The 14,135-nt window shown below is 66.6% G+C and carries 11 protein-coding genes and 2 tRNA genes; 10 read left to right on the top strand and 3 right to left on the bottom strand.

All coding sequences use genetic code 11. The features are described from left to right. The first annotated feature begins 104 nt into the window (after positions 1-104). Entirely contained in the window at positions 105-1,250 is a 1,146-nt protein-coding gene (locus tag WS91_RS28530) for a helix-turn-helix transcriptional regulator (protein ID WP_038744650.1), read from the top strand. A gap of 94 nt (positions 1,251-1,344) precedes the next feature. Further along, on the top strand, positions 1,345-2,334 hold the full coding sequence (locus WS91_RS28525) for a 2-dehydropantoate 2-reductase (protein ID WP_059580690.1): 990 nt from the start codon (positions 1,345-1,347) through the stop codon (positions 2,332-2,334). A gap of 418 nt (positions 2,335-2,752) precedes the next feature. On the opposite strand, the gene WS91_RS28520 is transcribed toward WS91_RS28525, so the two are convergent. Both WS91_RS28520 and WS91_RS28515 read right to left on the bottom strand, forming a co-directional pair. Next, entirely contained in the window at positions 2,753-3,202 is a 450-nt protein-coding gene (locus WS91_RS28520) for a MarR family winged helix-turn-helix transcriptional regulator (RefSeq protein WP_038744647.1), read from the bottom strand. 93 nt (positions 3,203-3,295) lie between these two features. Next, positions 3,296-4,465 carry a glycerate kinase gene (locus tag WS91_RS28515; protein ID WP_038744645.1) on the bottom strand — a complete coding sequence of 390 codons (1,170 nt, stop codon included), beginning with the start codon at positions 4,463-4,465 and terminating at the stop codon, positions 3,296-3,298. Between the two features lie 444 nt (positions 4,466-4,909). Between WS91_RS28515 and tig the strand changes: the two genes are divergently transcribed. The 5 genes from tig to WS91_RS28490 all read left to right on the top strand — a co-directional run bounded on the left by tig (position 4,910) and on the right by WS91_RS28490 (position 11,722). Further along, on the top strand, positions 4,910-6,256 hold the full coding sequence (gene tig / locus WS91_RS28510) for a trigger factor (RefSeq protein WP_038744644.1): 1,347 nt from the start codon (positions 4,910-4,912) through the stop codon (positions 6,254-6,256). Between the two features lie 136 nt (positions 6,257-6,392). Next, entirely contained in the window at positions 6,393-7,046 is a 654-nt protein-coding gene (gene clpP, locus WS91_RS28505) for an ATP-dependent Clp endopeptidase proteolytic subunit ClpP (RefSeq protein ID WP_038744642.1), read from the top strand. A gap of 160 nt (positions 7,047-7,206) precedes the next feature. Next, positions 7,207-8,478, top strand: a complete 1,272-nt coding sequence (clpX, locus tag WS91_RS28500; RefSeq protein ID WP_038744641.1) for an ATP-dependent Clp protease ATP-binding subunit ClpX — start codon at positions 7,207-7,209, stop codon at positions 8,476-8,478. A 195-nt stretch (positions 8,479-8,673) separates the two neighbouring features. Beyond that, the gene (gene lon / locus WS91_RS28495; RefSeq protein WP_059671472.1) at positions 8,674-11,103 is read left to right on the top strand and encodes an endopeptidase La; all 2,430 of its coding nucleotides are present in this window, start codon (positions 8,674-8,676) and stop codon (positions 11,101-11,103) included. Positions 11,104-11,646: 543 nt separating this feature from the next. After that, positions 11,647-11,722 (top strand) — tRNA-Val (locus WS91_RS28490). 322 nt (positions 11,723-12,044) lie between these two features. Here WS91_RS28490 and WS91_RS28485 read toward each other — a convergent pair. Further along, positions 12,045-12,374, bottom strand: a complete 330-nt coding sequence (locus WS91_RS28485; protein WP_059580694.1) for an HPF/RaiA family ribosome-associated protein — start codon at positions 12,372-12,374, stop codon at positions 12,045-12,047. Positions 12,375-12,783: 409 nt separating this feature from the next. On the opposite strand from WS91_RS28485, the gene WS91_RS28480 reads away from it, so the two are divergent. The 3 genes from WS91_RS28480 (at position 12,784) to WS91_RS28470 (ending at position 14,088) form a co-directional block, all read left to right on the top strand. After that, positions 12,784-13,278 carry a BCAM0308 family protein gene (locus tag WS91_RS28480; protein ID WP_038744636.1) on the top strand — a complete coding sequence of 165 codons (495 nt, stop codon included), beginning with the start codon at positions 12,784-12,786 and terminating at the stop codon, positions 13,276-13,278. A gap of 258 nt (positions 13,279-13,536) precedes the next feature. After that, positions 13,537-13,746 carry a hypothetical protein gene (locus WS91_RS28475; RefSeq protein ID WP_038744634.1) on the top strand — a complete coding sequence of 70 codons (210 nt, stop codon included), beginning with the start codon at positions 13,537-13,539 and terminating at the stop codon, positions 13,744-13,746. Between the two features lie 265 nt (positions 13,747-14,011). Beyond that, positions 14,012-14,088: transfer RNA gene (locus tag WS91_RS28470), tRNA-Asp, on the top strand. Positions 14,089-14,135 lie beyond the last annotated feature (47 nt).

Here is a 14,135-nt window from a genome sequence, read left to right as displayed (position 1 = left end):
GGCGCGGCGGTTTTCAAAAAAACCGGCGGCTATAATCGATCGCTCATCGGAGCGATCGAAGCACGCAAGGCCGGCGAGACGAGCGGGCAAGGGAGCGGTCAGTGGTGGCGATCAGAGCGGGTATTCGGCAGGACATCGATGCGCTGCGCGACGTGCCGGCGGCGATCGTGCTCGACGAAGCCGCGTGGCCGCCGCTTGCGCCGCGCCGGCGCGACTTCGACGGCGTCACGCAGACGCCGGGCGCGGCGTCGCGCGAGCTGAGCCTGTTCCTGCTCGACCTGTACGCGGTCGCGAGCCGCGCGTCGATCGGCGAGTTCGAATGCCGGTTCTTTCAGCTGCTGTCGCGTTATCTGCCGTTCGACGCAGGCTGGACGGGCGTCGCGAACCACACGCCGACCGGCCCCGTGATGCACAACAGCTACTTGTACCGGCTGCCGCACGAGTTTTTCATCGACTGGAAGCGCGTGCGCGATTGCGATCCGCTCGCGCACCGCACCTTGCACGGCGCGTACGGGCAGGCGGCGATCCTGTCGGTCGTCGAGCCTGGCCTCGACGGGCGTTTTCGCGACTGGTGCGTGAAGTACGGGCTCGCGCAGTTGATGTGCGTGTGCACGCTCGACCGGCGTTTCGGACTCACGACGTTTCTGTCGATCTACCGGCAGGGCCTGAATCGTCCGTTCACCGACGACGACGCGCGCCGCTACGAAGACGTGATTCCCCACCTCGCGGCCGCGCTGACGATCAATCGCGCCGCGCAATTGACCCGCTTGCGCAGCGAAGCGGCCGCATCGACGGTGCGCGCGATCTGCGACAACTTCGGCGTGCTGCATCACGCGGACGCGGGTTTCGGCGAGGTGCTGCGAACCGAGTGGCCGGACTGGGGCGGCTCGCGGCTGCCGCCCGCGTTCGTCGAGCATCTGCGCCGCCACGCGTCGCAGCCGTATTCGGGCGACGCGCTGTGCATGCGCTGCGTGCCCGTCGCGGGCCTGTACCAGCTCGAGGCGCGGCCGCGCTCGCTGCTCGACCGCCTGAGCCCGCGCGAGCTCGCGGCGATCCGCTATTACGGCGAAGGGCGCTCGCACAAGGAAGTCGCGCAGTGCATGGAGATCGCGCCCGCGACCGTGCGGCACTATCTGCGCTGCGCGTATCGCAAGCTCGGGATGCACGACAAGAGCCAGATCTCGGGCGTGCTCGGCGAGATCGATCGCGCGGCGCAGGGAATCGGCGCGGAGCCCGGCATCGACGAGTGACGCATGATCCGCGCGCGGCGAAGCGCGCGAAATGGTTGTGACCGCAACCATTTGGCTCTATGCTCGTCGCTTCATCGAACGAGGAGACACGCATATGGATCGAGCACCGGTGCGCGCGGCGATCGTCGGGATCGGCGCGATCGGCGGGCTGTTCTCGGCGGCGCTCGCGCGTGCGGGCTGGGACGTGAGTGCATTCGCGCGCGGCGCGACGCTCGACGCGTTGCGCGATCGCGGGCTGCGGATCGTCGGCGAGTCGGGGGAGGAAACGGCGGTTCCGCTGCGCGCGAGCGACGACGCGCATGCGCTCGGCGTGCAGGATTACGTAGTCATCGCGCTGAAGGCGCAGGCGCTGCCGGAACTCGCGACGCGCATCGCACCGCTCGTCGGGCCGCAAACGACTGTCGTCGCGGCGATGAACGGCCTGCCGTGGTGGTTCTTCGACGGCTTCGGCGGCCCGCTCGACGGCGCCGTGCTCGACGCGATCGATCCGGGCGGCGCGACGGCGGCGGCGCTGCCGCCCGCGCGCGCGATCGGCTGCGTGGTTCATCTGTCGTCGGCGACGCGCGAGCCGGGCGTCGTCGCGCGCGGGCGCGGCAACCGGCTGATCGTCGGCGCGCCGCGGCGCGAGCTGCTCGATCTTGCCGCGCGCTTCGCCGACGCGCTCGAGGCGGGCGGCTTCGACGTCGAGCGCTCGGCCGACATCCGCACCGACATCTGGGCGAAGCTCTGGGGCAACATGAACATGAATCCGCTGAGCGCGCTGACGGGCTCGGCGGCGGACCGCCTGCTCGACGACCCGTACACGCACGCGCTCGCGCTGCGGATGATGGAGGAGGCCGACGCGATCGGCGCGCGGCTCGGATTGTCGGCCGGGATGAGCGGCGCCGAGCGGATCGTGGTGACGCGCAGGCTGGGCGCGTTCAAGACGTCGATGCTGCAGGATCTGGAGGCGGGGCGGCCGCTGGAGATCGGGCCGATTCTGGGCGTGTTCCCGGAACTCGGCCGCAAGCTCGGCGTGCCGACGCCGTATTGCGACGCGGTGCTCGGGCTGCTGCGTCAGCGCGCGTTCAATTCCGGGCTGTGAGGTCCGGCGCGGCGGGCGACGGCCGATCGATGCGGGCGATTCGCCCGGCGCGTGATGCGGCGACGCGGCGCGCGTGTGCGAAAGCGGGGTGGGTGCGGGTTCAGCGTACGTCGTTCGGCGCACGTCGTTCGGGCGGGGGAGACGGGCGAAATGCGGGTGAAATACGGGCGAAACGCGTGCCGGACGTCGCCGATTCGACTACGGTTGCCGATCCACCGATCCACCGATCCACCGATCCACCGATCCACCGGCCGGAGGACTCGTCGATCTGCCGACCCTTCGCCCAACCGAACGAATAGTCGGCGCGAAACCCGACCCAATCATCCCTGCGCCGACCACCCGCCGCTCGGCTCCAACACCCGCGCTTCCGAGTCGAGCACGAGCCGGACACGAGCCTCCTGCATGCCGCCGGCCGAGCTCAATCCGTCCGTTCCCGCGCGCTCGCGATGATCTTGTCGAGCGCACGGCTGAACGTGGCCTTCTCGCTTTCGCTCAGACAGTCGAGCAGCGTCGCGTTCCACTTGCGCGCGATCGGCATGATCTTCCGGTTGAGCGCGACGCCGGCCGGCGTGAGCGCGATCAGCACGACGCGTCCGTCGTCGTCGCTCGGGCCGCGCCTGACGAGCCCGCGCCGGATCAGCGCCTCGGCCGCGCGGCTCGCCTGGCTCTTGTCGAGATTCGCGCGCCGCGCGAGCTCCATGATCGAGAACGGCCCGAACGCGCCGACCGACGCGATGATCCGCGCCTCGGGCAGCGATATGCCGAGCTTCGTCTGATAGAGCTCGCCGATGCCGCGATCGGAGAGCTTGTTCAGCACGTGCATCCGGTAAGTCATGAACTGGTCGAGCCCGACTTTGCTGCCTGCCATGTCGTGTCCTGAATGAGGGGTGCGGGCCCGATTGTTGCCGCATCGCGGCGCGCGGTCAACGGTGCCGTCCGCGCGCCGAACGCGCGACGCACGTCACGCCCGGCCGTAGCGCAGCCGCGTCAGTTGCTCGGCTTCGTTTTCCAGCAGGCGCGCGGCGTCGCGCAGCGCCGCGTCGAGCGTGATCGGCCCGGGCGCGGGCGAAAAGCAGCCGTCGAAATGATCGGACAATTGCGGCAGCGCCGCCGCGTCGATCGCGCCCGACAGCAGCGTCGCCGGCACGCCCGCCGCGCGCGCGTGCCGGCATGCGACGAACGGGGCCTTGCCGTGCAGCGTCTGCGCATCCGAGCGGCCTTCGCCCGTGATCATCCAGGTCGCGCCCGCGAGCGCCTCGTCGAGCCCGACCTGGCGCGCGACGACCTCGGCGCCCGGCTCGAAGCGCGCGCCGAGCACGTGCAGCGCGAAGCCGAGGCCGCCCGCGGCGCCGGCGCCGGGCAGGTCGCGGGCGCGGCCGGCGGAAGTGCCCGCGGGACGGCGGCCGAGCGCCGCCTCGACGAGCGTCGCGAAATGGCCGAGCGCGGCGTCGAGCGGCGCGACCTGCTCGCGCGTCACGCCCTTTTGCGGGCCGAACACGGCGGTTGCGCCGTGCTCGCCCGTGAGCGGATTGTCGACGTCGGACATCGCGACGAACGATGTGCCGGCCAGGCGTGCGTCGAGCTCCGCGACGTCGACGCTCGCGACCTGCGCAAGCCGCTCGGGCGTCGGATCGATCTCCCGGCCGTGCGCATCGAACGCGCGCAAGCCGAGGCCGGCCAGCAAGCCCGCGCCGGCGTCGTTCGTGCTGCTGCCGCCGAGCGCGACGTAGAAGGTACGCACGCCTTCGTCGAGGAGCGCGCGGATCGCGTCGCCGAGGCCCCGCGTGCTGCGCGCGGCGACGGGCACGCGCATGCCGGCCGGATCGGTGATGCCGACGATTTCCGCCGTCTCGACGATCGCCGTGCGCTCGTCGATGAGGCCGACGGCCGCGTCGCGCGGCGCGAGCGACGCGCCCGGCACGCGCAGCGTGCGACGCGCGCCGGCGTGCGCGAGGAGCGCATCGAGCGTGCCTTCGCCGCCGTCGGCCATCGGGCGGCGGCGCAGGACGGCGTCGGGGCGCGCCCGCGCGACGCCGGCGGCGATCGCGTTCGCGACCTGCTCGGCCGACAGCGACCCCTTGAACGAATCGGGCGCAATGACGACGACGGGCGCGGGCGAGTGCAGCGGCATGGTGTCTCCGGAGGCGGTTCGTGACGACGGGCCGATCGCGCGTGGGCAAGTCGGGCGGGCATGGCGAATGTGAGGGCGCACGCGCGCCGCGCGACGGCCGGCGAGGACCGTGAAGCGAGCTTACCGGATGCCCGGCGCGCGCGGGATACCGCGTTGCGCATGTTCGGGATCGCTCGGGGCGCGCCGCGCGCGATGCTGCGTCGCGCCAGGGCCCGAACTCGCGGTGAGGGGAAAATAGTTTGCTAGAATAGTCGATTCTTCCGGCCAAAGCCGTGCATCAAGCCGCCGACGGGACGCGCGCGAGGCTGACTAGGCCGCCAGGCGCGGCCTGCGCCCGATGCGCTCGCGCAAGCGAACGGACGGTGCGCGACAGCGCGTCCGCCGCAAGGCTGGCACGGCAAGGAAAAACCGATTCGCTCGAATAATTTTAGGACGATTGAAGCCATGGCTAACGTTGTTGAAAACCTCGGCAAGCTCGAACGCCGCGTGACGATCTCCCTGCAGAAGGAAGTCGTGCAGAAGGAGATCGACGCCCGCATCCAGAAACTCGCGAAGAACGTGCGCATGCCGGGCTTCCGCCCGGGCAAGGTGCCGCTCAAGATGGTCGCGCAGCAGTACGCGGGCCAGGTCGAGGCGGAGGTGCTGAGCGACAAGATCGGTCAGGAATTCTTCACGATCAGCCGTGCGGAAAACCTGCGCGTCGCGGGCCAGCCGAGCTTCTCGCCGAAGCAGGACATCACCGAAGGCGCGTACGCGTTCGACGCGACGTTCGAGGTGTACCCGGAAGTGCAGATCGGCGATCTGGCGAGCGCTGAAGTCGAGCGCTCGACGACGACGATCGGCGACGCCGAGATCGACCGCACGCTCGACATCCTGCGCAAGCAGCGCGTGCACTTCCACGCGCGCGGCGAAAGCGGCGAGCACGGCGACGGCGGCGCGGACGCGGCCGCGCAGAACGGCGATCGCGTGACGGTCGATTTCGTCGGCAAGATCGACGGCGTCGCGTTCCAGGGTGGCACGGCCGAAGACTTCGTGTTCGTGCTCGGCGAAGGGCGGATGCTGCCCGAATTCGAGACGGCCGCGCTCGGCCTGAAGGCGGGCGAGCCGCGCGAATTCGACCTGAAGTTCCCGGACGATTACCACGGCAAGGACGTGGCGGGCAAGACGGCGCAGTTCACGGTCACGATGAAGAAGGTCGAGTGGCCGCACCTGCCGGCGATCGACGCCGATTTCGCGAAGTCGCTCGGCGTCGAGGACGGCGATCTGACCAAGATGCGCAACGAGATCAAGGAAAACCTCGAGCGCGAGGCGAAGCGCCGCACGCAGTCGATCGTGAAGAACCAGGTGATGGACGCGCTCCTCAAGATCTCCGAGCTCGACGTGCCGAAGGCGCTCGTCGAGCAGGATCAGCAGCGCCTCGTCGAGATGGCCCGCCAGGACCTCGCGCAGCGCGGCGTGCCGAACGCGAAGGACGCGCCGATTCCGGCCGAGATGTTCGCCGAGCAGGCCGAGCGCCGCGTGAAGCTCGGCCTCGTGCTCGCCGAGCTCGTGAAGGCGAACGGCCTCGAGGCGAAGCCGGAGCAGATCCGGGCGGAAGTCGACGAATTCGCGAAGAGCTACGAAGACCCGAAGGAAGTGGTCCGCTGGTATTATTCGAATCAGCAGCGCCTTGCCGAAATGGAAGCGTTCGTCGTTGAGAGCAACGTCGTCGATTTCGTGCTGGGCAAGGCGAAGGTGACGGACAAGGAAGTAAGCTTCGAGGCACTGGCGAGCGCAACGGCGCAAGCTTAAGTGTCGCTCTAGCGGCGTGCCGGCTGTCGGAGCGACGACGGCCCGCACGCCGTTTTTCATTGGGGCGGCGCCGCGTGCGACGTTCTCCGGCTCGTTTCCTGCCGTTCAATACTCATTCTCGGACAAGGCTCATTGAATGATTAATCGCGCTCAATTGCTGGACACGTTGGCTTCGCAAGCCCCGCGGGATTTCGAGGCGCAAGCGCTCGGGCTCGTGCCGATCGTCGTCGAGACGAGCGGCCGCGGCGAGCGTTCGTACGACATCTACTCGCGGCTCCTGAAAGAGCGCATCGTGTTCATGGTCGGCGAAGTCAACGACCAGACGGCGAATCTCGTGGTCGCGCAGTTGCTGTTCCTCGAAAGCGAGAATCCCGACAAGGACATCAGCCTCTACATCAACAGCCCGGGCGGCTCGGTGTCGGCCGGGATGGCGATCTACGACACGATGCAGTTCGTGAAGCCGGACGTGTCGACGCTCTGCATGGGCCTCGCGGCCAGCATGGGCGCGTTCCTGCTCGCGGCGGGCGCGAAGGGCAAGCGCTACGCGCTGCCGAACGCGCGCGTGATGATCCACCAGCCGCTCGGCGGCGCGCGCGGCCAGGCGTCGGACATCGAGATCCAGGCGCGCGAGATCCTCTACCTGAAGGACCGCCTGAATCACCTGCTCGCTCATCACACCGGTCAGGACGTCGAGCGCATCGCGCGTGACACCGACCGTGATAATTTCATGTCCAGCGAAGATGCGAAGGCGTACGGGCTGATCGACCACGTGTCGACGAAGCGTCCGTAAGCTTTAGTGGGGTGCCGCCCCAATAGGGGTGGCGCCCGCCACGCGCCCCGAGCATCTGCGGCAAAAGAACATCGCCGCCGTCTCCCGAGTATTTACCAGGTCATGGTGTCGGGGACAAACGGCGTATCATGTAACTCACGTGTCCGGAGGCTCTACATTCATGGCGGACAAGAAAGGTTCGAACAGCGAGAAGCTGTTGTATTGCTCGTTTTGCGGCAAAAGCCAGCATGAGGTGAAAAAACTCATCGCGGGGCCGTCTGTGTTCATCTGCGATGAATGCATCGACTTGTGCAACGAGATCATTCGTGACGAAGCGGCCGCGGCGGGCGTCGAAGCCAGCCTGTCCAAATCCGACCTGCCGAGCCCGCAGGAAATTCGCGACATCCTCGATCAGTACGTGATCGGGCAGGAGCGCGCGAAGAAGATCCTCGCCGTCGCCGTCTACAATCACTACAAGCGCCTGAAGCATCTCGACAAGAAGGACGATGTCGAGTTGTCGAAGAGCAATATCCTGCTGATCGGCCCGACGGGCTCCGGCAAGACGCTCCTCGCTCAGACCCTCGCGCGCCTCTTGAACGTGCCGTTCGTGATCGCCGACGCGACCACGCTGACGGAAGCCGGCTACGTGGGCGAGGACGTCGAGAACATCATTCAGAAGCTGCTGCAGAACTGCAACTACGAGGTCGAGAAGGCGCAACGCGGAATCGTCTACATCGACGAGATCGACAAGATCAGCCGCAAGTCGGACAACCCGTCGATCACTCGCGACGTATCGGGCGAGGGCGTGCAGCAGGCGCTGCTCAAGCTCGTCGAGGGCACGATGGCGTCGGTGCCGCCGCAGGGCGGCCGCAAGCATCCGAACCAGGATTTCATCCAGGTCGACACGACCAACATCCTGTTCATCTGCGGCGGCGCGTTCGACGGCCTCGAGAAAGTGATCACCGATCGCACCGAGAAGACGGGCATCGGTTTCGGCGCGACCGTGAAGAGCAAGCAGGAGCGGGATGCGGGCGAAGTGCTGCGCGAGGTCGAGCCGGAGGATCTGATCAAATTCGGGTTGATCCCCGAGCTGATCGGCCGTCTGCCTGTCGTCGCGACGCTCGGCAAGCTCGACGAAGCCGCGCTGATGAAGATTCTCGTCGAGCCGAAGAACGCGCTCGTCAAGCAGTATCAGAAGCTTTTCGCGATGGAGCGGGTCGAACTCGAAATCCGGCCGGACGCGCTGCAGGCGGTCGCCCGCAAGGCGATCCGTCGCAAGACGGGCGCGCGCGGGCTGCGTTCGATCATCGAGCAGGCGCTCCTCGACGTGATGTACGAGTTGCCGACCCTCAAAGGGGTCAGCAAGGCGATCATCGACGACAATGTCATCGAAGGAGACGGCAAACCGTTATTGATTTATGAGGACACGCCGAAAGTGGCGGGTTCGAATTGACCGGCTTTGACGTTTGATGTGCAAAAAAGCCGTTCATGGAATCGTGAACGGCTTTTTTTCGTTTATCTTGTGGGTAACTCTGACTCGAACCGAACGGTAACCTTTTTACTGAATATTTCCCACGCGCTGAAGGCTTGCAATCCGTTGTGCCGGCCTTACTTATCGAACAATTGATTCCACTCATGGGGAAATGAAATGTCAGGCACCCAACTTCTCCCGCCGGAACGCACCACGCTCCCGCTGCTGCCGCTGCTGCCGCTGCGGGATGTCGTCGTTTTCCCGCACATGGTGATTCCGCTCTTCGTGGGCCGGCCGAAGTCGATCAAGGCCCTGGAAGTTGCGATGGAAGGCGGCAAGCACATCATGCTCGTCGCCCAGAAGACGGCCGCAAAGGATGAGCCGACCGAAAAGGACATGTACGACGTCGGCTGCATCGCGAACATCCTGCAGATGCTGAAGCTGCCCGACGGCACCGTGAAGGTGCTGGTCGAGGGCTTGCAGCGCGCGCGCGCGCTGTCGATCGAAGAGCAGGAGACGCAGTTCTCGTGCGAAGTGATGCCGCTCGAACCGGATCACGCGGACAGCGCCGAGACGGAAGCGCTGCGCCGCGCGATCGTGTCGCAGTTCGACCAGTACGTGAAGCTGAACAAGAAGATCCCGCCCGAAATCCTGACGTCGCTGTCGGGTATCGACGAGGCGGGCCGGCTCGCCGACACGATCGCCGCGCACCTGCCGCTCAAGCTCGACCAGAAGCAGCACATCCTCGAGATGTTCCCGGTCATCGAGCGTCTCGAGCACCTGCTCGCGCAGCTCGAGGCCGAGATCGACATCCTGCAGGTCGAAAAGCGCATCCGCGGGCGCGTGAAGCGCCAGATGGAGAAGAGCCAGCGCGAGTACTACCTGAACGAGCAGGTCAAGGCGATCCAGAAGGAACTGGGCGAAGGCGAGGAAGGCGCGGATCTCGAGGAGCTCGAGAAGCGCATCAACGCCGCGCGCATGCCGAAGGAAGCGAAGAAGAAGGCCGACGCCGAGCTGAAGAAGCTCAAGCTGATGTCGCCGATGTCGGCGGAAGCGACCGTCGTGCGCAACTACATCGACACGCTGATCGCGCTGCCGTGGCGCAAGAAGAGCAAGGTCAACAACGATCTTGCGAACGCCGAGAAGGTGCTCGACGAGGATCACTACGGCCTCGAGAAGGTCAAGGAGCGGATTCTCGAGTATCTTGCGGTGCAGCAACGCGTCGACAAGGTGAAGGCGCCGATCCTCTGCCTCGTCGGGCCCCCGGGCGTCGGCAAGACCTCGCTCGGCCAGTCGATCGCGCGCGCGACGAACCGCAAGTTCGTCCGGATGGCGTTGGGCGGCGTGCGCGACGAAGCCGAGATCCGCGGCCACCGCCGCACCTACATCGGCTCGATGCCGGGCAAGATCCTGCAGAGCCTGTCGAAGGTCGGCGTGCGCAATCCGCTTTTCCTGCTCGACGAAGTCGACAAGATGGGGATGGATTTCCGCGGCGATCCGTCGTCGGCGCTGCTCGAAGTGCTCGATCCGGAACAGAACCACACGTTCGCCGACCACTACGTCGAGGTCGATTTCGATCTGTCGGACGTGATGTTCGTCGCGACGTCGAACTCGCTGAACATTCCGCCGCCGCTCCTCGATCGGATGGAAGTGATCCGTCTGTCGGGCTACACGGAAGACGAAAAGGTCAGCATCGCGCAGCGCTACCTGCTGCCGAAGCAGAAGAAGAACAACGGCCTGAAGGAGGGCGAGGTCGAGGTCACCGAGCAGGCGATCCGCGACATCATCCGCTACTACACGCGGGAAGCCGGTGTGCGGTCGCTCGAGCGCGAAATCTCGAAGATTTGCCGCAAGGTCGTGAAGATGCTGCTGCTGAAGAAGGCAACGGGCGCGATCAAGGTCGACGGCGAGAACCTCGACACGTTCCTCGGCGTGCGCAAGTACGATTTCGGCCTTGCCGCGAAGGAGAACCAGGTCGGTCAGGTCACGGGGCTCGCGTGGACCGAAGTAGGCGGCGATCTGCTGACGATCGAGGCGGCCGTGATGCCCGGCAAGGGCAACGTGATCCGCACGGGCTCGCTCGGCGACGTGATGAAGGAATCGGTGGAGGCCGCGCGCTCGGTCGTGCGCTCGCGCTCGCGCCGGCTCGGCATCAAGGATGAGGCGTTCGAGAAGCAGGACATCCACATCCACGTGCCCGAAGGCGCGACGCCGAAGGACGGTCCGTCCGCCGGCATCGCGATGACGACGGCGCTCGTGTCGGTGCTGACGGGCATCCCGGTGCGCGCCGACGTCGCGATGACGGGCGAGATCACGCTGCGCGGCGAAGTGCTGCCGATCGGCGGGCTGAAGGAGAAGTTGCTCGCGGCGCACCGCGGCGGCATCAAGCTCGTGCTGATTCCGGAAGAGAACGTGAAGGATCTCGCGGACATTCCGGACAACGTGAAGAACGCGATCGAAATCGTGCCGGTTCGCTGGATCGACAAGGTGCTCGAGCTTGCGCTCGAACGTTTGCCGAGCGCGCTGCCGGAAGAAGAGGCGAAAGCGGCGGCGCCCGTTGCGGAACCCGCGAAGGACGCAGGCTCGTCCGAAGTCGTCAAGCACTGAGCGCGCGCAAGCAATTTGCGTTCTGCTGAACAAGCCCACGGTCGCAAGGCCGTGGGCTTTGTTTTTGCGCGGCGTGATGACGGAGCGTGCTTCCCGCGTGCCGGGCCAGGAGGCGAGCGCGTCTCGGCGTTTCGTTGTGGGTTTTCTCTGGTTCGCGGGGCTGCGTGTGCGCGCTTCATGCACGGCGTGAAGCGGCGGCCGACCCCGGAGTGCGGATGAAACGAGCGAGACCGAGTCGATCGACCGTGGCGCAATGCACGTTGATTGGCCGAGGTCATGGGCGGCGCGCGAGCCCGATGCGCTGTCCGGCCGGCGAACCGGCCGTGGCCGCGTCACGATAATGCGCGGCGGGCTTCGGCGCGTTCGGGGGTGGGGCGGCGAGCGCGGCGGCGGCAAGCCGCGCCGGCCGGCGAGGCGATCGACATCCGCGCGCCAGCCGTGTCCGAATTGAGGCTTGGCAAAGCGTTGAAGGTTGCGCTAAAATCACCGGCTAGCTGCTTGAGGGGTGCGATGCCCCGATCGAGAACGGCGTGAATCCGGAGCGGGTGCTTAGCTCAGTTGGTAGAGCGGCGCCCTTACAAGGCGTAGGTCGGGAGTTCGAGCCTCTCAGCACCCACCATTTCCGTTTCGCGGCACGCGTTCGAAGCAGACAGGAGCAGCAACCGAAACCCGCATGGCGATTCGCTTTGCGGGTTTTTTGTTTTGAGGCTTCGCCAACTCGATGCGGGCGCGCGACGCGGGCGCTCCGCGTGGTGGGGCGTCGCGATGTCCGCCGTAAGGCGTCCACGCGGCGCGGAGCCGCATTGCGATTCGCCCGAGCGTCGAGCGCGCGTCGTTCTGGCGGAGCGGCCGGCGAGCGCCGTCGGGAGCGCCCGTCTGGCCGCGTGCGGGGTTTGTCCTGCGCGCGGGATGTGCACGAGATGCGCTGCGCGGTGGCGCCGCTAAGCGGACTGCCTCGTGTGGTCCCGGCGCTTGTTCACCGCATCGTCGAGCATCCGCTCGGCATTGCTGAACGCGTCGCGCAGCGCGACGTACACGTCCTCGTCGGATTCGCGATTCGACACGATCTCGCGCCCCGGAATCGTCACGTCGACATGCACGTCGAACGGCTTGCCCTGGTGCTTGTGTCTGTCGTCGAGGATCACGCTGACCCGGCAGCGGATGATGTCGGCGCAATGGCGTTCGAGCTTGGCGGCGTGGCGGGCGACGGCTTCTTCGAGCGCGTTGGAGCGAGGCATTCCTTGAATCGAGACTTCGAGCGGTAATTTCATTGTTGTACTCGGTGAAAAACGTGGTTGGTCGTGCGTATGCGTCGTCGGCCGCATGCGGCGCGCGCCGTTGGTCGATGCGGTTCGGCTTCTTGCGTGCCGCGACGCCCTTATTGTTCGCCGCGGCGCGAATGCCGGCTTGATGTCGATCAACGCCCGGCGGTTGCGCGGGCGGGCACGGGATGCGCCGGCGGCACGAGCGCCGCGCGATGCGGCGGCGCAACGTGTGCAAACGGGAAGGGGCGTATCGCCTGCGGCGCGAGCGTTGCGCGTCGAGTCGCGTCGCGTCGTGGGTTGCGCGTGCCCGTAAGCGCGGCATGGCTTCGTTGACTCAGGTCAACGTCGAGCCGGGCGCCTGCCCTAGGCTGAGGCTGTCGTTGCATTCGTTCGGCGTCATGCAAGGAGCGTCTCCATGAATCATCGCACGCGGCCTTTCAAGGCAGGCAGTCACGAAGTGGTCTATCCCGGACTCGCGCAAGATCCCTATGCGATGCGTCGCAAGCTGCACGAGCCGACGGTGTGTCCCACATGCGGCGCGGTTTTCAGCGCCGGGCGCTGGCAGTGGCTCGCGCGTCCCGACGACGCGCACGAGCATCAATGCGGCGCCTGTCAACGAACCGCCGAGCGCATGCCGGCCGGCTATCTCCATATCGACGGACCGTTCGCGAGCGAGCATCTGTCGGAACTGCTGCAGTTGTTGCGCCATCACGAGGAGCGGGCGCGCGCGGGACATCCGATGCAGCGGATCATGGCGATCGACACCGACGGCGGCGCGACCGTCGTGACCACCACCGACGTCCATCTGGCGCGCAATCTCGGCTCGGCGCTGAAATCCGCGTATCAGGGCTCGCTCGACCTGAAATACAGTCAGGACGAACAACTCGTTCGCGCGTATTGGCGTCGGTGAGCGGCTCGCGCGGCGGCATTCGTGCTGGCGCGTGCTCTTGCGCGCGTGTGCGTGTCGAGGCGGCGCCGTGCGTCGGCCGCGTGCTTGATTGCATAATCGGCGAGCGCTCGCCGTAAGGGCATCGATAGCGTGCGAATGCGCTGCTGAGCCGTCTGGAGCGCCGGTGATGCGCGCATCGCGTGACGCACCGCATGCGATCCGAAGGTGGCTGCATGTTCGTGCGGGTTCGATCGCCCCGCTTTTGCACGCGGAGGCAACATGCCCTGGACCGCCGAACGCTACCCGGCGTCGATGCGCAATCTGACGCCCTGGGTGCGCGACAAGGCAATCGAGATCGCCAATGCGCTGCTGAGAGACGGGATGTCGGAAGGCAGCGCGATACGCATCGCGATCGCGCAGGCGAAGCGCTGGGCGAGGGCGAGGCGCCGCGTCGTTGTAGGCGCAACCGGTGACGAATGGTCTCGATGAGCGCGAAAGCGCGGCGGGCGCGTGTCGCGTGACGGGAAAGCGTGTTGCGGTACGTGTCGATCTGTCGGTTGGGCGCCGAAGGCGGGCAAGGCTTATCTCGCAGGCGACAGGCGAATTGCCGTTGCGCTCGGATGACAATATCGGATAATATTTCGGATTGCCACCGCGCTCTCGCGGTAGCTGCCGGGACCGGCCGAGCGTATGCCTTCGATGGGCGTGCGGCATCTCGTCCGATTTCGCGTCCCGGCCACGCAAGCAAGACCAAGGAGCGGTAGTTCAGTCGGTTAGAATACCGGCCTGTCACGCCGGGGGTCGCGGGTTCGAGTCCCGTCCGCTCCGCCATCATCCCGAAAGGCGAACTCCGGTTCGCCTTTTTTCTTGCCCGCTGT

The organism is Burkholderia sp. MSMB1498 (assembly GCF_001526245.1).
Classification (GTDB): Bacteria; Pseudomonadota; Gammaproteobacteria; order Burkholderiales; family Burkholderiaceae; genus Burkholderia; species Burkholderia savannae.
Note: the sequence above shows the minus strand (reverse complement) of the source record. Positions and strands in the feature narration are given on the sequence as shown.